At 65.5% G+C, this 18609-nt stretch carries 23 protein-coding genes; 14 read left to right on the top strand and 9 right to left on the bottom strand.

What is annotated here, in order from left to right; translation table 11 throughout:
• The first annotated feature begins 90 nt into the window (after positions 1 to 90).
• The 3 genes from IB259_RS17580 (at position 91) to IB259_RS17570 (ending at position 2032) form a co-directional block, all read left to right on the top strand.
• Entirely contained in the window at positions 91 to 1002 is a 912-nt protein-coding gene (locus IB259_RS17580; RefSeq protein WP_192329772.1) for a LysR family transcriptional regulator, read from the top strand.
• Between the two features lie 101 nt (positions 1003 to 1103).
• On the top strand, positions 1104 to 1439 hold the full coding sequence (locus IB259_RS17575) for a hypothetical protein (RefSeq protein ID WP_225591437.1): 336 nt from the start codon (positions 1104 to 1106) through the stop codon (positions 1437 to 1439).
• A 2-nt stretch (positions 1440 to 1441) separates the two neighbouring features.
• Positions 1442 to 2032, top strand: coding sequence for a DUF2946 family protein (locus IB259_RS17570; protein WP_192329770.1), 591 nt, complete (start codon positions 1442 to 1444; stop codon positions 2030 to 2032).
• Between the two features lie 9 nt (positions 2033 to 2041).
• Here IB259_RS17570 and IB259_RS17565 read toward each other — a convergent pair whose 3' ends face one another.
• Together IB259_RS17565 and IB259_RS17560 are read right to left on the bottom strand one after the other, a co-directional pair.
• The gene (locus IB259_RS17565; RefSeq protein WP_175159438.1) at positions 2042 to 2506 is read right to left on the bottom strand and encodes a nuclear transport factor 2 family protein; all 465 of its coding nucleotides are present in this window, start codon (positions 2504 to 2506) and stop codon (positions 2042 to 2044) included.
• Between the two features lie 97 nt (positions 2507 to 2603).
• Positions 2604 to 3005 (bottom strand): DoxX family protein, encoded by a 402-nt coding sequence (locus tag IB259_RS17560; RefSeq protein ID WP_054449973.1) that lies wholly within the window; start codon positions 3003 to 3005, stop codon positions 2604 to 2606.
• A 130-nt stretch (positions 3006 to 3135) separates the two neighbouring features.
• Here IB259_RS17560 and IB259_RS17555 point away from each other — a divergent pair, with 130 nt between their 5' ends.
• From IB259_RS17555 to IB259_RS17535, 5 genes are all read left to right on the top strand, one after another.
• On the top strand, positions 3136 to 4068 hold the full coding sequence (locus IB259_RS17555; protein WP_175213841.1) for a LysR family transcriptional regulator: 933 nt from the start codon (positions 3136 to 3138) through the stop codon (positions 4066 to 4068).
• A 10-nt stretch (positions 4069 to 4078) separates the two neighbouring features.
• Complete coding sequence (locus IB259_RS17550; protein ID WP_119449686.1) at positions 4079 to 4660, top strand: NUDIX hydrolase; 582 nt, start codon at positions 4079 to 4081, stop codon at positions 4658 to 4660.
• On the top strand, positions 4657 to 5430 hold the full coding sequence (gene aat, locus IB259_RS17545) for a leucyl/phenylalanyl-tRNA--protein transferase (RefSeq protein WP_175213840.1): 774 nt from the start codon (positions 4657 to 4659) through the stop codon (positions 5428 to 5430). The genes IB259_RS17550 and aat overlap by 4 nt, the downstream gene beginning before the upstream one ends.
• Before the next feature lie 42 nt (positions 5431 to 5472).
• On the top strand, positions 5473 to 6210 hold the full coding sequence (locus IB259_RS17540) for an arginyltransferase (protein WP_054449966.1): 738 nt from the start codon (positions 5473 to 5475) through the stop codon (positions 6208 to 6210).
• Between the two features lie 67 nt (positions 6211 to 6277).
• The gene (locus IB259_RS17535; RefSeq protein ID WP_119449687.1) at positions 6278 to 7318 is read left to right on the top strand and encodes a quinone-dependent dihydroorotate dehydrogenase; all 1041 of its coding nucleotides are present in this window, start codon (positions 6278 to 6280) and stop codon (positions 7316 to 7318) included.
• A gap of 149 nt (positions 7319 to 7467) precedes the next feature.
• Here the strand turns inward: IB259_RS17535 and phaP are convergent, their stop codons facing one another.
• Entirely contained in the window at positions 7468 to 8046 is a 579-nt protein-coding gene (gene phaP, locus IB259_RS17530; protein WP_054449962.1) for a TIGR01841 family phasin, read from the bottom strand.
• Between the two features lie 376 nt (positions 8047 to 8422).
• Between phaP and IB259_RS17525 the strand changes: the two genes are divergently transcribed.
• Positions 8423 to 9400, top strand: coding sequence for a tripartite tricarboxylate transporter substrate binding protein BugD (locus IB259_RS17525; RefSeq protein WP_054449960.1), 978 nt, complete (start codon positions 8423 to 8425; stop codon positions 9398 to 9400).
• A gap of 81 nt (positions 9401 to 9481) precedes the next feature.
• Here the strand turns inward: IB259_RS17525 and IB259_RS17520 are convergent, their stop codons facing one another.
• The 3 genes from IB259_RS17520 to IB259_RS17510 all read right to left on the bottom strand — a co-directional run bounded on the left by IB259_RS17520 (position 9482) and on the right by IB259_RS17510 (position 12173).
• Positions 9482 to 10345 carry an IclR family transcriptional regulator gene (locus IB259_RS17520; protein WP_119449688.1) on the bottom strand — a complete coding sequence of 288 codons (864 nt, stop codon included), beginning with the start codon at positions 10343 to 10345 and terminating at the stop codon, positions 9482 to 9484.
• Positions 10346 to 10513: 168 nt separating this feature from the next.
• Positions 10514 to 11329, bottom strand: a complete 816-nt coding sequence (locus IB259_RS17515; protein WP_192329768.1) for a molybdopterin-binding protein — start codon at positions 11327 to 11329, stop codon at positions 10514 to 10516.
• 34 nt (positions 11330 to 11363) lie between these two features.
• A complete protein-coding gene (locus IB259_RS17510; protein ID WP_054449954.1) occupies positions 11364 to 12173 on the bottom strand; it encodes an EI24 domain-containing protein in 810 nt (269 codons plus the stop codon).
• A gap of 63 nt (positions 12174 to 12236) precedes the next feature.
• Between IB259_RS17510 and IB259_RS17505 the strand changes: the two genes are divergently transcribed.
• Positions 12237 to 12620: a thioredoxin family protein gene (locus IB259_RS17505; protein WP_054449951.1), complete on the top strand. Its 384-nt coding sequence runs from the start codon at positions 12237 to 12239 to the stop codon at positions 12618 to 12620.
• An 81-nt stretch (positions 12621 to 12701) separates the two neighbouring features.
• Here the strand turns inward: IB259_RS17505 and IB259_RS17500 are convergent, their stop codons facing one another.
• The 3 genes from IB259_RS17500 to IB259_RS17490 form a co-directional block, all read right to left on the bottom strand.
• Positions 12702 to 14177, bottom strand: a complete 1476-nt coding sequence (locus tag IB259_RS17500) for a DEAD/DEAH box helicase (protein WP_156337298.1) — start codon at positions 14175 to 14177, stop codon at positions 12702 to 12704.
• 323 nt (positions 14178 to 14500) lie between these two features.
• The gene (locus IB259_RS17495) at positions 14501 to 14836 is read right to left on the bottom strand and encodes an AzlD domain-containing protein (RefSeq protein WP_054449947.1); all 336 of its coding nucleotides are present in this window, start codon (positions 14834 to 14836) and stop codon (positions 14501 to 14503) included.
• Complete coding sequence (locus IB259_RS17490; protein ID WP_175181131.1) at positions 14833 to 15582, bottom strand: AzlC family ABC transporter permease; 750 nt, start codon at positions 15580 to 15582, stop codon at positions 14833 to 14835. The genes IB259_RS17495 and IB259_RS17490 overlap by 4 nt, the downstream gene beginning before the upstream one ends.
• A 196-nt stretch (positions 15583 to 15778) precedes the next feature.
• Between IB259_RS17490 and IB259_RS17485 the strand changes: the two genes are divergently transcribed.
• The 4 genes from IB259_RS17485 (at position 15779) to IB259_RS17470 (ending at position 18576) form a co-directional block, all read left to right on the top strand.
• Positions 15779 to 16699 (top strand): branched-chain amino acid transaminase, encoded by a 921-nt coding sequence (locus tag IB259_RS17485; RefSeq protein ID WP_054449943.1) that lies wholly within the window; start codon positions 15779 to 15781, stop codon positions 16697 to 16699.
• A gap of 77 nt (positions 16700 to 16776) precedes the next feature.
• Entirely contained in the window at positions 16777 to 16998 is a 222-nt protein-coding gene (locus IB259_RS17480; RefSeq protein WP_059371641.1) for a zinc-finger domain-containing protein, read from the top strand.
• Between the two features lie 37 nt (positions 16999 to 17035).
• Entirely contained in the window at positions 17036 to 17458 is a 423-nt protein-coding gene (locus tag IB259_RS17475; RefSeq protein WP_054449940.1) for a nuclear transport factor 2 family protein, read from the top strand.
• 17 nt (positions 17459 to 17475) lie between these two features.
• On the top strand, positions 17476 to 18576 hold the full coding sequence (locus IB259_RS17470) for a YheT family hydrolase (protein ID WP_054449938.1): 1101 nt from the start codon (positions 17476 to 17478) through the stop codon (positions 18574 to 18576).
• The last annotated feature ends 33 nt before the right edge of the window (positions 18577 to 18609 follow it).

Genomic DNA, 18609 nt, shown 5'->3' with positions numbered 1-18609 from the left:
CCCTGCTGGGTGAGAGTGAGTGCTCAATTTTTACGCTGCCTGGGGCTCCTCGTAAAATGAAATGATTTCGTTCATTGATGCAAAAAACCTATGAAACTGGACGTCCTGGGCGTTCAAGCATTTGTGGCATTGGCCGAACGGGAAAGTTTCGGCAAGGCCGCCGAGTCGCTGTTCCTCTCGCAGGCGGCGCTGAGCCGCCGCATCCGGAACCTGGAAATCCACCTGGGCGTACGCCTGGTCGATCGCACCACCCGCACGCTCTCTCTGAGCACCGTGGGCCGCAGCTTCCTGCCGCAGGCGCGGCGCCTGCTGGGTGAACTGGAAAGCGCTCTGCAGCAGATCCGGGAACAACGGCAGGCGCTCGCGGGTAACGTGACCATGGCCTGCGTGCCGACGGTGGGCGTCCGCTTTCTGCCACGCGTGCTGCAAGCCTATGCCTCGGCATTTCCGGACAACCGGGTCAGCGTGCTGGACCACTCTTCCGCTGCCGTGCAGCAGGCCGTTCTGGACCGCGCCGCCGAGTTCGGCATAGGGATCGCGGACAGACTCGTACCCGAAATCGAATACGAGGAACTCCTGCACGACCGTTTCGTGCTGGTTTGCGGAAATGAACACCGCCTGGCCCGGCGCAAGGCGGTTCCCTGGTCCGAGCTGGAGAACGAAGCGCTGACCCTGCCTGGCGCGGGCAGCAGCAACCGCCCCCTGCTTGATGATCAACTGCCCGCGGGCATCGCCTTGCAGGCCCGCTTCGAGGTCCAGAGAAGCACGACCGCGGTGGGCATGGTGGCGGCGGGAGTGGGCGTGGCCATCGTTCCCGATCTCGCCCTGCAACCTGGGGCCTATCCGATGCTGGCGGCGGTGCCCTTGGTGCGCCCCGCTGTGTCGCGGGCATTCGTGCTGATGCAACGCCGCGGCAGCAGCCTTTCACCCGCTGCCGAAGCGCTCTTGGGATTCATAAGGCGCGAAAGACGCTCGCAACGGCGCCCTGCCGCGCCGAAATAAACCGAGGCTCAGGTACGATTGCGGCTTTCTGCCAGCATCTGGTTACGCATCCCTACGCGCCGTCAATCAAATGATTGCTATGGTGACGCCGTTTGCAACTGATGACGGACCCTATGCGTACCATTCCGAACTCTCGAGCCCGCCCCTCCTCCGCGTTGTTGACGCTGTCCACGGCGGCATTGCTCACGCTCGCCCCGCTTGCGGCGCAGGCCGATTCGGACAAGCACCGCCATCGCCACGGGCGCGAGTATAAAGAGCAGTATTGGGACGGCGCCTGTAAGGTCGAGCGTAAATGGAAGCGCAATGGCGACTACCAGGAAAAGCGCAAATGCCGGGACGACTACCGCCACGGCTATGTGCAGGTGCCGCAGCCGGTGGCCGTGATGCCGGCGCCCGCCATTGTCATCAACCCGCCCCCCATCATCATCCGCCCCTGAACATGGATCAATCGGTGAAGGACGCGCTAGCCCGCTGGCCCGACGTGCCAGCGGTATACGGCTGGCTGTCGCTGGACGCGCGCGGCCGCTGGCGCCTGCATCCGCAAGGGCAATCAGCCGAAGGCGGCCCGGGCGAATCCATCACCAATACCCAGATCCTGGAATTCATCAACCGCAATTACGAACACGATGAAGCGGGCCGCTGGTTCTTCCAGAATGGTCCGCAGCGCGTGTTCCTGCGGCTGGACGCCGCGCCCTATGTGCTGCGGCTGAGCGACGACAACCGCCGACTGCTCACGCACACGAACGTCGCGGTCGATTCGGTCGACGCGTGGAAGCTGGACGACGCGGGACAGCTGTATGCGATGACGCCCCTGGGCGCCGGCATCGTGCTGGACCGCGATCTGCAGCCGCTGTTGGAGAAGATGGCCACGGCGGACGGCGCCCCGCTGCTGGATGCGCTGGCGGATCTTGCGCCCGGTGGCGCAGTCCAGGCCGTCCTGCCCGGAACCTATGCGGCCGCGCCGCTGGCGCTGATAGCGCAAAAGGATGTGGCGCGGGAATTGGGCTTCGAAGCGAATCCCCGCGCCTGAACGGCGCGTTCAGAACATGCCGTTGGGATTGGCGGACTGCTCGGGAATGGGCTGCACCGCGTCCCAATGTTCCACGATCTTGCCCTGCTCCAGGCGGAAAATATCGATGATGGCGCTGCCACGATCGCCGGGCTGGCGCACCGCATGCACGTGCAGGATCACGTAGTCGCCATCGGTGAAGACTCGCTTGATCTCGCTGCGCGACTGCGGAAACTTGTCGCGCAGGAAGGCGATGAACTTGCGGAAGCCTTCGGGGCCGTCCGCCGCATTCGGGTTGTGCTGCACATAGCGGTCGCCGACGTACTTCAAGGCGGCATCCGCGTCCTTCTGATTCAGGCCCTTCTCGTAGAAGGCCAGCACGGCCGCCTTGTTGGCAGCTTCCTGTTCGGCGGACGCATGGACGGCGGGAGACAGGGCCAGGGCCAGCATGGCTGCGGCAACGGCGCGCTTGAAGCAAGGCTTGGAGAAGAACATGGAGAACTCCGGAATGGAAAAACGGCCGGGCCATTCTATGGTCCGGCCGTCCTGTCGGCCACGTCCGTGGCGGTAGACAGTCTGGTGCGCGCAGCGATCAGCCGCGGCCGCTCTTGACCAGCGCGTACTTGCCGTCGCCCAGCAACGCCAGTACGGCCGCAGCCACGGTCAGGAAGATCGGATATTCCCAGCCTCCGCCCGCATTGCCAAAGCCCCAGCCATTGGGAAAATGCACGGTCGACGCCACGAACAGCTGCACCACGGCAATGGCGGCGACCCAACGCGGCACGACGCCCAGGATCAACAGCACGCCGGCACCGACCTCGAAAAACGTCACCGGGTATGCCAGCCAGCCGGCGAAGCCGATCTTGGCGAAGAACTGCGCGGTGCCGGGCAGCGTGAACACCAGCAGCTTGGTCAGGCCATGGGCCAGGAACATGACGCCGAGCGCCACGCGCAGCAACAGCGCGGCATAGGGCGCGGTACGGGTATCAACCATTGCACTCTCCTAGAGCGGTAGGGGAATCGCCCAGGATGGGAAGATTCTTGATGAGCGCTATTCTTGCGATTCCAAAAACAAAGATAAACATGCAGAATTGCAAATTATTGTTCCCCGATAGGAAACAATCTTGGACACGCACACCGCCATGCAGACCTATGCCAAGGTCGTGGAGCTGGGCTCATTCGCGGCCGCGGCCGACAAGATGGGCCAGGCCCGTTCCGTGGTCACGCGCCAGATCGCCTATCTGGAACAGAAGTACGGCGTGCGCCTCCTGAACCGCACCACGCGCAAGCTGAGCATGACCGACGCCGGACGCGCCTTCTATGAACGCGTGCGGCCCATCCTGGCCGAGGTGGCGGACCTGGAGCTGTCGCTGCAGGCCGAGGGCCAACGGCCCAGCGGCCGGCTGCGGGTGAGCGCGCCGGTGTCGTTCGGCATCCTGCACCTGGGGCCTGCCATAGCCGAGTACCTGCAACGCTACCCGGACGTGATCATCGACCTGGACCTGAACGACCGCGTGGTGGACCTGGTGGAGGACGGCTACGACGTGGCGGTGCGCATCGGGCCGCTGCAGGATTCCTCGCTGGTCGCGCGGCCGCTGGCGCCGCAGCAGTTGCTGGTCTGCGCCGCGCCCGACTACCTGCAACGCCATGGCACGCCGCAGACGCCCGAGGAACTGAAGCAGCACCGCTGCCTGCATTACGCCTATGCCAGCACCGGCAACGAATGGCATTTCGAGAAAGACGGCGTGACCCATCTGGTGCGCGTGAACGCGGCCCTGCGGGCCAATAACGGCGATGTGCTGCGGACCGCGGCCCTGGCCGGGCACGGCGTCATCCTGCAGCCCGATTTCCTGGTGGGCGACGACGTCCGCGCCGGGCGCCTGATTGCGCTGCTGACCGACTACGCCCACACCCCGATCTCCATGTACGCCGTCTACCCGCACCGGCGCTTTCTGTCGCCCAAGGTACGATCCTTCGTGGAGCATCTGGAAGGCCGCTTCGGCGCCTCCTCCCCAGCCGTTCCGGGCCGGCGCGCCAGCCCCCGCCGCAGCCGTTAGAATCGTACCCATGACCGCAAAATCGCCCCTCGAATACTTCCCCGCGCCGCGCCGTTCGCATTTCTGCAGCCAATGCGGCTCGCCCATCAGCCGCCGGGTTCCCGAAGGCGACAACCGCGAACGCGACATCTGCGATCACTGCGGTGCGATCCACTACCAGAATCCAAGGCTGGTGGTCGGCACGGTGCCGGTCTGGGAGAACCGCGTCCTGCTATGCCGGCGCGCGATCGAGCCGCGCTACAACACCTGGACCCTGCCCGCCGGCTTCATGGAGCTGGGCGAGAGCACGGCGCAGGGCGCCGCCCGCGAAACACTGGAAGAATCCGGCGCGCGCATCAAGCTGGGCGAGCTCTACACCGTCATCGACCTGCCGCAGATCGATCAGGTGCACGTGTTCTACCTGGCCCAGGCGTTGTCGGCCGACCTCGACCCGGGCCCCGAAAGCCTGGAAGCGCGCTTTTTCGACGAATCCGAGATCCCCTGGGACGACCTGGCGTTCCGCACCGTGGCGACCACGCTGCGCCACTACTTCGACGACCGCAAGCAGGGCATGTACCCCCCCCATCACTACACCCTAGAATCGCACCGTTGAAACTGCCCTGGCTCGCCGTCGACACCCCTTTTCCGCCCGCGGAGTTTGCGCTTGCGGATCCCGACGGCCTGCTCGCGGCGGGTGCCGACCTGTCCACGCCCCGGCTGATCGAGGCGTATTCCAACGGCATATTCCCGTGGTACTCCGAGGGCGAGCCCATCCTGTGGTGGAGCCCAGATCCGCGCATGGTGCTCGCCGTGAAGGACTTCGCGCCCTCGCATTCGCTGCGCAAGCTGTTGCGGCAGATCGCCAGCCAGGAGCAAGGCGCCGCGCCGCGCGTGCAGGTACGCGTGGACACCGCTTTCGCCGAGGTGATGGCGCAATGCGCCGCGCCGCGTGACGGCCAGCCCGGCACCTGGATCACCGCAGCCATGCAGCAGGCCTATCGCGCCTGGCATGAGACCGGCTACGTGCACAGCATCGAAACCTGGATTGACGGCGAACTGGCCGGCGGCCTCTACGGCATCAGCCTGGGCCGCATGTTCTTCGGTGAATCCATGTTCACCCGCGCGCCCAACGCCTCGAAGATCGCGCTGGCCTATCTGGTGCGCTATCTGGCCGCGCAAGGCGTGCAACGCATAGACTGCCAGCAGCAGACGCGCCACCTGGCCAGCCTGGGCGCGCGCCCCATCCCGCGCGCCGCTTTCCTGCAGCATGTGCGCACCGCCACTGCGCTACCTGCCGTCGCGTGGGCGCGGGGCACGCTGGACAGCGCTGGCCGCTTGCATCCCGACACAGCATCGGGCCCGGGGTTCGGCGTTAATATGTAGCCACTCCCCTTGCGGGCCTGCTGCCGCATTGCGGGACCTCCGATGAGCCAGCTCAAAGAACTCCCTTTCTCCACCCTGCAGTTCTACGCCACCGCTCCCTACCCTTGCAGCTATCTGCCGGGTCGCCAGGCACGGTCGCAGGTTGCCGCGCCCGGCCATCTGATCAACGCAGGGACGTATTCGCAACTGGTGGAGCAAGGTTTTCGGCGCAGCGGGCTGTTCACCTACCGGCCCCATTGCGACAACTGCCACGCCTGTATCCCGGTGCGCGTGGATACGGCGGGCTTCGCGCCCAATCGCAGCCAGCGCCGCGCCTGGCGCGATCACCAGGGTTTGCAGTCATTCGTGGCGGAGCTGGCCTGGTCGCCCGAGCACTACCGGCTCTATACGCGCTACCAGCAGGGCCGCCATCCGGGCGGCGGCATGGACGAGGACAGCCGCACGCAGTATGCGCAATTCCTGCTCACCAGCCGTGTCAACACCCGCCTGGTCGAGTTCCGCGACGAGACCGGCGAGCTGGTCATGGTGTCCATTATCGACGTGCTGGACGACGGCCTGTCGTCCGTCTACACCTTCTACGATCCCGACATTGCCGGCAGCCTGGGCACCTACAGCATCCTGTGGCAGATCGAACAATGCCGCACGCTGAACCTGCCCTGGCTGTACCTGGGCTACTGGATCGCCGACAGCCGCAAGATGTCCTACAAATCCAGCTTCCATCCAGCCCAGTTCCTGGTCGACGGCGTGTGGGGCGACCAGCCCGCGTTGCCGCCCGCCTGATCCGCCCCTTCTTTGGAGCGCCTGGGGCGGCGCAGGGCCGGCAAAATTCGCTCTACAATTCCGCCCCATGTCTATCCTCTTCCACGCCTATCCCCTGGCCCGCCCGGCGCTGTTCGCCATGGACGCGGAAACCGCCCACGAAGTCACCTTGTCGGGCCTGCAACGCGCCTATGAATGCGGTGCCACCCGCAAGCTCATGCACGCGCAGCCGAAGGCGCCAAGCACGCTGATGGGCTTGCAGCTGGCCAACCCGATCGGGCTGGCCGCGGGCCTGGACAAGAACGGCGCCTATATCGACGCACTGGGCAACCTGGGATTCGGCTTCATCGAGGTGGGGACCGTGACCCCGCGCGCGCAGCCCGGCAACCCGAAGCCGCGCATGTTCCGGCTGCCGCGCGCCAATGCGCTGATCAACCGGCTGGGCTTCAACAACCAGGGCCTGGAAGCCTTCCTGGCCAATGTGCAGCGCAGCACCTGGCGCAAGCAAGGCGGCATTCTGGGGCTGAACATCGGCAAGAACGCGGACACGCCCATCGAGCGCGCCGCAGATGACTACCTGATCGGGCTGGAAGGCGTGTATCCGCATGCCGACTACGTGACGGTGAACATTTCGTCGCCCAACACCAAGAACCTGCGCGCGCTGCAAGGCGGCGACGAACTGTCGGCCCTGCTGGCGCAACTGGCGGACAAGCGCCGCGCGCTGGAAGACCAGCACCAGCGGCGCGTGCCCATGGCGGTGAAGATTGCTCCGGACCTGACGCACGAACAGATCGATTCCATCGCGGAAACGCTGCCGCGCCACGGCATCGACGGCGTCATCGCCACCAACACCACCCTCTCGCGCGACGCCGTCACCGGCCAACCGCATGCCGAGGAAGCGGGCGGCCTGTCGGGCGCCCCGGTGCATGAACTGTCTCTGGCCGTCATCCGCCGCCTGAAGGAAAAGCTGGGCGGCAGCCTGGCGATCATCGGCGTGGGCGGCGTGATGTCGGGCCGCCAGGCCCGCGAAAAGATGGATGCGGGCGCCGACGCCGTGCAGCTCTATACCGGCCTGATCTACCGCGGCCCGGCCCTGGTGGGCGAGTGCGTGCGCGCCGTGGCGCGCTGAGCCCGGACGCGGCCGGCATCCGCCGGCCGTACAGCGAAAAAAGCAGGCAAAAAAAGGGGCCACCCGGTGGGTGGCCCTAATTCCAGCTCTGCTCTGTCACTCAACAGTACTACATAACTGCGGTTTGCGCAGCACTGCGCGCCAAAAACTTAGGCGCTGCGGCGGCTGCGGCTGGCAACCTTGGTGGCGGCGTCGGCGGCATCCGAGGCAGCCTTGAAGGTCGCGTTGGCGGCGGCATTCAGGTTCGACTCGGCGACTTCGGCGGCCTGCTTGGCGGCCTTGGTCATCGAATCGTAGGCGCTGGTCGCGGTGGCCAGCGAGGACTTGATCAGGGCAACGGCGCTTTCGGAGCCGGTCGGGGCGTTCTTGGAGAACTGGTCGACGGCTTCGCTCAGCTGCTGCTGGCCTTCGGCGATCTGTTCCTCGGTCAGCTTGACCAGGCTGGTCTGCACGCCGGCAACGATGTCGTACACGTGCTTGGTGTAGGCCATGGCCTTTTCGGCGCCCGGCTGCAGCAGGCCCGAGGCGAAAGCGGCGGCTTCCTGCGGATCCTTGACTTCAGCGGCTTGCTGCGACTTCTGGGCGACTTCGTCCAGGGTGGCCTTGACGACCTTCAGGTTCAGCTCGACCAGCTTTTCGAAGCCGGCGAACACGGCCGACTGGGCGGCCACGATGGTGTTGATGCTGGCCTTTTGACGGTCCAGGACTTGTTGCGGGATAGCGCTCATAGAATGCTCCTTCAGGGTAGCCGGAGGCTGTCCGGCAAATAAGGAATGGTTGTCTGCGACGAACTATAGAAACGTGCGCGGAAACTGGTACTACAAGCTACCGCCGGCCCGTTTGATGCACTGCACAATTGACATTCTAGGCTGAGAAAAATCCTTGTCAAGGAGTTTTTGTGCGACGCAACAAAGAATTGCACTTTGACGGTGCATGCCTTGTCCGGGTTTGATCCAGCACAAAGGTTTCCCAGGATTCAGGAAATACCCGAAGTGACGTCGTATCAATTGTTTTCTAAACTGCTTTCACGCTGATGACAGACAAATAAACCCACAAGTCAGCGCGCAACAGCAAATCGCAGCAAACCCTGCAATTGGAGACTCCATGACCCTCATCCCCCGCACGCTTTCGGCCTTGCTCGCGGCCAGCGCCATGCTCGCAGCCGGCGCCGCCCAAGCCGAATATCCGGATCGCCCCATCAACATGGTGGTGCCGTTCGCCGCTGGCGGCCCGACGGACAACGTCGCGCGTTCGCTCGCGGAAGCCATGCGGCCGAGCCTGGGCCAGACGGTCGTGGTCGAGAACAAGGGCGGCGCCGGCGGCACCATCGGCACGACCCAGGTAGCGCGCGCCCAGCCTGACGGCTACTCCGTCCTGCTGATGCACGCCGGCTTCTCGACGGCGCCCTCGCTGTACAAGAATCCGGGGTACGACCCCTACAAGAGCTTCGAGCCCATCGGCCTGGTGGTCGACGTGCCGATGACCATCATCGCGCGTTCGGACTTCCCGCCCAACAACATCAAGGAACTGGCCGAGTACGTCAAACAGAACAAGGACAAGGTGTCCCTGGCCAACGCCGGCATCGGCGCCGCCAGCCATCTGTGCGGCACCATGCTGGTCGAGGCGCTGGGCGTACAGCTGCTGACCATCCCCTACAAGGGTACGGCGCCCGCCATGAACGACCTGCTGGGCAAGCAGGTGGACCTGCTCTGCGACCAGACCACCAACACCACCCAGCAGATCGACAGCGGCAAGGTGAAGGCCTACGCAGTCACCAGCCTGAAGCGCGTCCCCACGCTGCCGAACCTGCCGACCATGGACGAATCCGGCTACAAGGGCTTCGAAGTGGGCATCTGGCATGGCATGTGGGTGCCGAAGGGCACGCCCAAGCCCGTCGTCGACAAGCTGGTCAAGAGCCTGCAGGCTGGCCTGGCCGATCCCAAATTCCAGGAACGCATGAAGCAGCTGGGCGCGACTGTGCTGACGTCCGAAGCGAACCCGCAAGCCCTGGAAGCCAAGGTCAAGCAGCAAGTCCCGCAGTGGGGCGAGCTGTTCAAGAAGGCTGGCGTCGAACAGCAGTAACCCAAACCATGCGCCCTGGCGGCGCATGCAAAAAGAAAAGCCCCGTCCGGGGCTTTTCTTTTTTTGCAGGCCGGCCCTGGATTACGGGCGCAGAGCCTCTGCGGCCATGCCCAGACCGTTGAAGCCGGTGGAAACGGAGGGCTCGTAGCCCAGCGCTTCCGAGATGCTGGCGGCGGTGTCGACCAGCGCCTTGATCCAGTCGTCCTGCAGGCGCTCGGCGGGGGCCGAAATGGACAGGCCGGCGACCAGCTTGCCGGTATCGTCGAAAATGCCGGCGGCGATGCAGCGCACGCCGAGTTCCAGTTCTTCGTTGTCGCGCGCATAACCGTGGCGCCGCACTAACGCCAGTTCGCGCTCCAGGCGGTCCAGGTCGGTCAGGCTGTTGCGCGTGTGGCCGGCCAGGCCGGTGCGCAGCGCGTAGGCCCGGACCTGGCGCGCATCGGCGGTGGACAGGAACAGCTTGCCGGTGGAGGTCAGGTGCAGCGGCGCGCGGCCGCCGATGGCGCGAACCACCTGCATGCCGGAACGCTCGCTCCAGGCGCGGTCGATGTAGACGATCTCGTCGCCCTGCTGGACCGACAGGTTGATAGTCTGCCCGGTCAGCTTGTGCAGCGAGCGCATGGCGGAAATGGCCGCCTCGCGCACGTTCAGGCGCCCCTTGACCAGCGAACCCAGCTCCAGCAGGCGCATGCCCAGCTGATACAGGCCGTTGTCGACGCGTTCGACATAGCGGCCCACGACCAGGTCGTTAAGGATGCGATGCGCGGTGGACGCATGCAGGCCCGTGGTCGCGGACAGTTCTTTCAGCGTTACCGGATCCGGCTGCGCGGCCAGGGCATCGAGCAGACGCATGGCGCGTTCGATCACCTGGATGGCGATGGGATGGGCGGAGGCGCCTTCGGTCTCGGCGTCCAGGGCGTTGCGGGTAGTGGGGAGACGGGACATGGAAAGGGGGGCGTGGACAGCCGCGCCGCCTGTAGGGCCCCACCTTAGGGAACCGGACTTGCGGCATTGCAGCAAACAGTTCTTTCCCGTATTGTGAAATTTACTGGCGCGTTTGGCAACCGCTTTTTGTATCAAAAAAAGGGCCGCACATCGGGTGCGGCCCTGACTTCAGACTGCTGGCGGGGGCGCCAGCCTGCCTCCCAGGCGCAGCACCTCGGCCCGCAAATACTCCAGCGCTTCGGCTGCCGCGGCCGGTTCGCCCTTCACGCCCAGGTCGATATGGGGGGTGCCGCCGGCCTCGCCCACGCTGGGCAGGCTGAACGCGCGCACGCCGGGCCAGCGCGTTTCCACGGCCTGCATGGCCGGCGTAATGCGCGACTCCGGCATGCTGAATACCAGGAAGGAGTGCTCCGCGTGGGCGCGCACATGCTGCAGCGCACGATAGCGCGTGTCCAGCGTCCATTCCAGCATGGGCCACGCCATGACGGGAAAGCCCGGCACGAAGGTGTGGTCCTTGATGAAGAAGCCGGGAATGCGGTTGTAGGGATTCGGGACGATCTCGCAGCCTTCCGGAAACACGCCCATCTGCAGGCGCTGCTGGTTTTCCGGCGCGCTCATGTCGGCTGTGCCCTGCCCCTTGGCAGCCATCTCGGCCGTGCGCAGCGCGATGGCCTCTTCGGCCTCCGGGTGCAGCGCCAGCGGCAGGCCGAGCGCGGCCGCGGCGGCCTGGCGCGTGTGGTCATCGGGCGTGCCGCCGATGCCGCCACAGGAAAACACCACATCGCCGGTGACAAAGCTGCGCTTGTAGGTGGCGATGAGCGTGTCGCGGTCGTCGGGCACGATTTCAGCCCAGCCCAACTGCATGCCGCGCGCGCCCAGAAGCTCGACGACCTTGGAAAAATGCTTGTCCTGACGGCGGCCCGAGAGGATTTCGTCCCCTACGATGATGAGGCCAATGCGGCGGGCGGCGGATTCTGCGGCCATGTCCGATTCCAGAAGTTGAGAAGAATGACGCGGTTCAGACGTCGATGACCCGGTCCTCGCGCAAGCGCTTGAGCGCTTCCAGACCGTAGTGGGCGTAGACCAGGGCCGAGAACACCGGCAGGATGACCCACGCGGGCGGCAACAGGTTCAACAGCGAGCAGATCAGGCCTATGGTCCAGAAGCCGCCGTTGTTGCGTTCCAGGATCAGCTTGCGCTCGGCGGGGCTGGCGTGTTCGACGATGGCGTCTACGCGCATCATGCGCGAAAACGCGAACGCCCACCAGAAGATCGACAAGGCGATAGCCATGGGCGGCACCAGCCACAGCGGCAGCGTCAGCAGCCAGCCCGCGGCAAAGGCCAGCGATACCCAGATCGCGTTCCATACGCTGACCGCCGTCGCATGCTTGCCTTGCCGCGTGACGCTCACATACTCACGCTTGCCGACGTGGTTCAGCACCAGCGGCATCACGAACACGGCGGCAATCGCCAGGCCGAGGATGCCCGATACCGGCAACAGGATGGCCACCGCGATCACGGGGATCATGTAGACCTTGAGCGAGAACAGCCCCATCGCCAGCATCCAGTCCTCGGCCCGGTTGACGAAGTCCCAGCGCGCCGCCTCGGCAGCCAGCCATTCGTTCAGCGGCGTCCAGAACAGGTACAGCAGCAACAGGGCCCCCACCAGCGCGATCAGGAACGGCAGCAGCACCGCGAACAGCATGGAGGGATGGCATTGGGACACCAGGGCGCGCTTGAACGCCTGGCCCACGCTGACGGCGCCGGCCCCGGCAGCGGAAAATCGGCCGTTGTCGGGCGTGGCGGAATCAGTGCGCAAAGCAGTCATGGACGAGGAATGAGGGGGTAGACATCCCGGGTATGATAGTCAAACACGCCTTCATCTGCCCACATGTCCCTACTTGTACCCGATACCGACCTGGCCGCGCTGCGCGCGCGGCTGGGCTCATCGCCCGACGCCTGGCTGGTGGCCTGCTTCTGCGCGGCCTGGTGCGACACCTGCGAGCAATACAAGCCCAAGCTGCAAGCGCTGGCCGCCGCCATGCCGCGGCACGTCTTCGCCTGGATCGACATCGAGGACCACGCCGAACTCTTGGGCGACGAAGACGTGGAGAACTTCCCCACGCTGCTGGTGCAGATCGGATCGAAGGTGGTGTTCTACGGCCCCATGCTGCCGCACATCGGCCACCTGGAACGCCTGCTCGAAAGCCTGAATGAAAACAGCCCTGCGGTCGCCACCGCGCTGCCGGACCTGCCGCGCATGCTGGCCGCCTGAGCCGCAGCGGGCGTCACGCGCGCCAGCCATAAAAAAACCCGCAGACCTAAGGGCTTGCGGGTTTTTTCATGCCGGCGCCTTTCAGGGCTTGCGGCTGCCGCCCAGCAGGACGGCGATCTGGCGCTTCGGCCCCGAGGATGCGCCATTGCTCCTGGGCGCCGGTTCTTCGGCGGGCGCGGACGGCGCCGAGGGCTCGTAGGGCTTCAGGAAGAAATCGTCCACGGGCTGGCGCGGCGCGCCGGACGAATAGCCGGAGCGGCGGTCGGACGAACGGCCGCGGTCGCCGCGGCTGTCACGGCTTTCACGACCCTCGCGCCCTTCGCGCGACGACGAACCGCGGCGCTCGTCGCTACGGCGGTGGCTGCGCGCGACCAGGTCGGCAGGAACATCCAGGGTGCCGCGCGGCACTTCGCGCTTGATGAGTTTTTCGATGTCGAGCAGGAAGCGTTCTTCGTCGGGCGTGAACAAGGCGATGGCCTCGCCCGATGCGCCCGCGCGGCCCGTGCGGCCGATACGGTGCACGTAGTCTTCCGCGTTGTACGGCAGGTCGTAGTTGATGACGCAAGGCACGCCAGCCACGTCCAGGCCGCGCGCGGCCACGTCGGTAGCCACCAGCACTTCCAGTTCGCCGGCCTTGAAGGCTTCCAGCGCCTTCATGCGGTCAGCCTGGGTCTTGTCGCCGTGAATGGATTCAGCCTTGACGCCATCGCGTTCCAGGTCGCGGGCCAACCTCGCCGTGCCGATCTTGGTGTTGGAAAACACGATGACCTGGTTCAGGCCGCGCGACTTCACCAGATGCACGACCGCGGCGCGCTTGGCGTCGCTGGGCATCTTGTAGGCGATCTGGGTGATCGTGTTGGCGGTGGCGTTGCGCGCCGCGACTTCGATTTCGACCGGTTGATTCAGGTACGAGCGGCCCAGCTTGCGGATTTCATTGCTGAACGTGGCGGAGAACAGCAGGCCCTGGCGCTGCGCGGGCAGCAGGCGGATGATGCGCTCCAGGTCGGGCAGAAAGCCCATGTCCAGCATGCGGTCGGCTTCGTCCAATACCAGGATGCCGACCTGGCTCAGGTTCACGTTCTTTTGCTCGACGTGGTCGAGCAGGCGGCCGGGCGTGGCCACCAGCACTTCGCAGCCGCGGCGCAGGGCTTCCTTCTGCGGACCGATATCCACGCCGCCGAACACCACCGCCGAACGCAGTGGCGTCTGCTTGCTGTAGCGCTTGACGCTTTCGTAGACCTGGTCGGCCAGTTCGCGCGTGGGCGTCAGGATCAGCGCGCGCACCGGATGGCGCGCGGGCGATGCGCTGGTATTGGCCAGCGGCATGAGGCGATGCAGGATGGGCAGCGTAAAGGCGGCCGTCTTGCCGGTGCCGGTCTGGGCTGCGCCCATGACGTCGCGCCCTTCCACCACGACGGGGATGGCCTGCGCCTGGATCGGCGTGGGCGTGGTGTAGCCGGTTTCGGCGATGGACTGCAGAAGCAGAGGGTGCAGCCCGAAATCGGTGAACGTCGGCGCGGGCGCGGCAGGTGCTACGGATTGAGTGGATTCAGTCATCAGGGTTAGGCAGATACCGGGACCAGTGAAAAAGAACAAAACGAGAGTGCTACGCGCACTGCACTACATATGCATCGGAACAACCTGAACACGCGCAATCTGCATCCTGCCTTGCTGGCCAGGCGGCGCATTCTGGATTCGATACTTATGAGGGCAGTACCAGGCCCGGATTGCTGTGGATAACATGATTTTAGCGCAGCCGCATTACCACACGGTCCAGCCGCCTTCTGAAAGGCATTGCAAACGCCTTCCGCCCGCTGTCAGCAAGCGCCCGCCGGGCATACCAGCCGCGTCCACTGGATGGACGTTTTGGGTAATGACTCTTAGCCGGCCAGCCAGCGCAGGCCCCAGAGCGCCAGCATGCCGACGATGATGACCAGCACCGCGCTGCGGGTGCGCAGGAATACCAGGATGGCGAGTACGCCCGCGACCAGCTTGTAGTCGAACACCGGCCCCAGGCCGGCCTTCCAGGGCAGCAGGTCGGGCACGATGATGGCGGTCAGGGCGGCGGCGGGCGCGTAGCGCAAGGCGCGGCGCACGCCTTCCGGCAGGGGGATGTAGTCGCCGAACAGCATGAAGCCGGCGCGCGTCAGCACACTGCACAGCGCCAGCAGCAGGATGGCGGAATAGACGTAGATTTCAGCAGGCCAGAGGGTCATGCGCGGGCCTTGAAGTAGCGTTCGGCCCAAATGCCGGCGACCACGCCCGCCACCACGGCGGCGGCCAGGCCCAGGCGCAGCGGCAGGACCTGCCCGGTCCAGGCGACCACGCCGGCTGCCAGCATGGAAATCAGCATGGGCTTGGTGCTGGCCAGCGGCACCGTGATGGCCAGCAGCGCCAGCACCGCGGCAAAGTCCAGCGACCAGTCCGTGGGCACCATGGAGCCCAGATAGATGCCGACGATGGACGAGGTCTGCCACACGAACCAGCCCGGCGCGATGGCGCCCAGGAAGAACCAGAGCTGCTCGCGGGTGCCGCGCACGGCCGCATCGCCAAAGCGCGGCATGAACAGCACGAAGCCCATGTCGGTCGTGAAATACCCCAGCCCCAGCCGCTTGGGCCAGGACAGGTGGCGGAAATAGGGATGCAGCGCCGCGCCGAAAATGAGAAAGCGCAGGTTCACCACGCAGCCGGCGGCGAAAATCAGCCAAAGCGGCGCGCCAGTAGCGATGAGCGGCAGGGACGTCAGTTGGGCCGAGCCCGCGTACAGCAACAGGGTCATGGCCAGCGCCATGGTTTCGGTCAAGCCCGACTTGACCATGGCCACGCCGGTGACCAGCCCCCAAGTGGCGGTGGCGATCAGGGCGGGCACGATGGCGTGCACGCCAGCCCGGAATGCAGCGATACGCTCCTGGCGGACCGCGACGGGGTCTTCGGATTCAGGAAGCGCGGATTCAGAGGACAACTGCTGGCCCCTGGCGATTCGGACAGGACGACATGGAAACTCTAAGGAAAAGGAACGCACGACAACCCGTTCGCCCGCCGGGATCACTACGCGCGGGCCTGGCGGCGCCGCGCCGGGGCGCGAATAGGGGCGTATTGTAACCTCGCTGCTTGATACAATACGGGCCTCGGGATTCTTGGGCGCTTGGGAGTAGACCATGTCGATGGCAGACCGCGACGGCTTCATCTGGTATGACGGCAAGCTCGTACCGTGGCGAGACGCGACCACGCACGTCCTGACGCACTCCCTGCATTACGGCCTGTCGGTATTCGAAGGCGTGCGCGCCTACCGCTCCGAGATCGGCACCGCCATCTTCCGCCTCGAAGACCACACCAACCGCCTCTTCAATTCGGCTCACATCTACCAGATCCCGATGCCCTTCGATCGCGACACGATCAACGAGGCGCAGCGGACGGTCGTGCGCGAAAACCAGTTGGAAGCCGGCTACCTGCGCCCCCTGGTGTTCTACGGCCCCGAAAAAATGGGCGTGTCGCCCAAGGGCGCCCGGGTGCACGTGGCCATCGCCGCCTGGCCCTGGGGCGCCTATCTGGGCGAAGAGGCGCTGTCCGCAGGCATCCGCGTCAAGGTGTCGTCATTCGCGCGCCAGCACGTGAACGTCACGATGCCGCGCGCCAAGGTGGCCACCACCTACGCCAATTCGATCCTGGCCAATACCGAAGCCCTGCAGGACGGCTACGACGAAGCCCTGCTGCTGGACACGGAAGGCTTCGTGGCCGAGGGTTCCGGCGAAAACCTCTTCATCGTCAAGGACGGCGTGCTCTGCGAGCCTGAGATCGCATCCGCCCTGACCGGCATTACCCGCTCCACCATCCATGCGCTGGCCGCCGACCTGGGCTTGCGCGTGGTGACCAAGCGCCTGACACGCGATGACGTCTACATCGCCGACGAGGCGTTCTTCACCGGCACGGCCGCCGAAGTGACCCCCATCCGCGAAGTGGACAACCGCCAGATCGGCTCCGGCCGGCGCGGCCCGATCACGGAGCGGCTGCAGAAAGCTTTTTTTGACGTGGTGAATGGCCGCAACCCGAAGTACCATCACTGGCTGAGTAAAGTCTGATCCGCGCGGCCCGGTCCATGACCAGGCCGCATCATTGCCCCAACCTGCCGATTACCGGTTTTTTTTCAGGAATATCCATGACCGCTGCTGCTCCGGCCGCCGTCCCCCACCCCCACGAAGTCATCGAGGTCGGCGCTGACGACCTGCCCGTGTTCTGTCCGGGCCCCAAGGCGCCGCTCTGGAGCATGCATCCGCGCGTGTTCCTGGACGTGGCCCGCACCGGCTCCGCCAGTTGCGCCTACTGCGGCGCCGAATACCGCCTGAAGCCCGGCACCGTATTGCACGGCCACGGGCACTGAGTCACCCGCTCTATAACGTCCACCCGTTTCCGCCGCCATGTTCGCCACGCCCGAAGAAGCAGAGCACGCGTTCTACGAAGCCCTCGACCAGGCGGACGTCGTACGCCTGATGCAAGTCTGGGCGGACGACGAGGAAGTCGTCTGCATCCATCCGGGGGGCCTGCGCATCGTCGGCCACTCGGCGGTGCACGATTCCTGGCAGCAGGTGCTGGCCAACGGCCCGCTGCACGTGCGCCCATTGCGCCCGCTGGTCATGCTCAGCATGATGTGCGCGGTGCACGTGCTGGTGGAACAGGTGGCGGTGCAGACGCGGGAAGGCACGCAATTCGCCAATTGCTACGCCACCAACATCTACCACAAGGGGCCCACCGGCTGGCGCATGGTCATGCACCATGCCTCGCCGGCGCCCACCGAAGCCGGGGTGCTCGACTTGCACGACGTACCCGACATGCTGCACTGAATCGGGTGGATTTTTAGTTGGCCGCTGCTCGTCTTGATACAACGCCCTGTCCCGTCCCCTCCTGGTTGCCCGGAGGCGACAGCCAGACGGTTTATGCCGCCCTGTTCGCGCAGTATCACCGCATCGCATTCGTACGCGAACGGGTGGACACGCCCGACACCGACTTCGTCGATTTCGATTGGACCGGTCCGGGCCTGTTCCCACACAAGTCCGCCGACGGTGCGCCCGTCAGCGGCCAGCGTCCGGTTGCCAATGGCAAGACCGCCGCGGCCCGGTGGATGACGGATGCGGACTGGAAGTCCCTGCCGCATACGCCCGATACCCCAGCCCTGATCCTGTTCCACGGCCTGGAAGGCGGCAGCAATAGCCGCTATGCGCAGTCCATCGCGCATCACTTCCGCGCGCGCGGCTGGATCGTGGTGATCGCGCATTTCCGCGGCTGTTCGGGCGTGCCCAACCGCCTGGCCCGCGCCTACTACTCGGGTGATTCGGCCGAGGTCGGCTTCATGCTGAATACCGTGCGCCAGCGCATCCCGCATGCTCGCTGGCATGCGGTCGGCGTATCGCTGGGGGGCAACGCCCTGCTCAAATACCTGGGCGAACACCAGGAGGATACCGGCTGGCTGACGGCCTGCGCGGGCGTGTCCGTGCCGCTGGACCTGGTGGCCTGCGGCAAGACGCTGTCCACCGGCATATTCAACCGCAGGGTCTACACCGCCCATTTCCTGAAGACGCTCAAGCACAAGGTGCTGGAGAAGGCGCACCGCTATCCCGGCGCCGTGGACGTCATGCGCATCGCCCATGCGCATGATCTGCGCGAATTCGACGACACGTACACCGCGCCCATGCACGGTTTTCGCAATGCGCTGGATTACTGGACGCGGGCGTCCAGCAAGCCCTGGCTGCCGAAGATATCCGTGCCGACGCTGGTGCTCAATGCCCGCAACGATCCGTTCGTGCCGGCCGCGTCGCTGCCGACGCCCGAGGAATGCTCGTCCACCATCCTGCTGCATCAGCCTACCGATGGCGGCCATGCCGGTTTTCCGACCGGCAGCTTCCCCGCCCACCTGAACTGGCTGCCCCAGCGGCTGGGACGCTTCTTCGAAACCGGCCTGTAGGGCGCGTCCTGCGCCCTGCCCGGCTCGGCCGGG

The organism is Achromobacter sp. ACM04 (genome assembly GCF_014851465.1).
In the GTDB taxonomy this organism is placed as follows: domain Bacteria; phylum Pseudomonadota; class Gammaproteobacteria; order Burkholderiales; family Burkholderiaceae_B; genus Achromobacter; species Achromobacter aegrifaciens.
The sequence above is the reverse complement of the archived record's forward strand: the minus strand, read 5'-3'. Positions and strand labels throughout refer to the sequence as shown.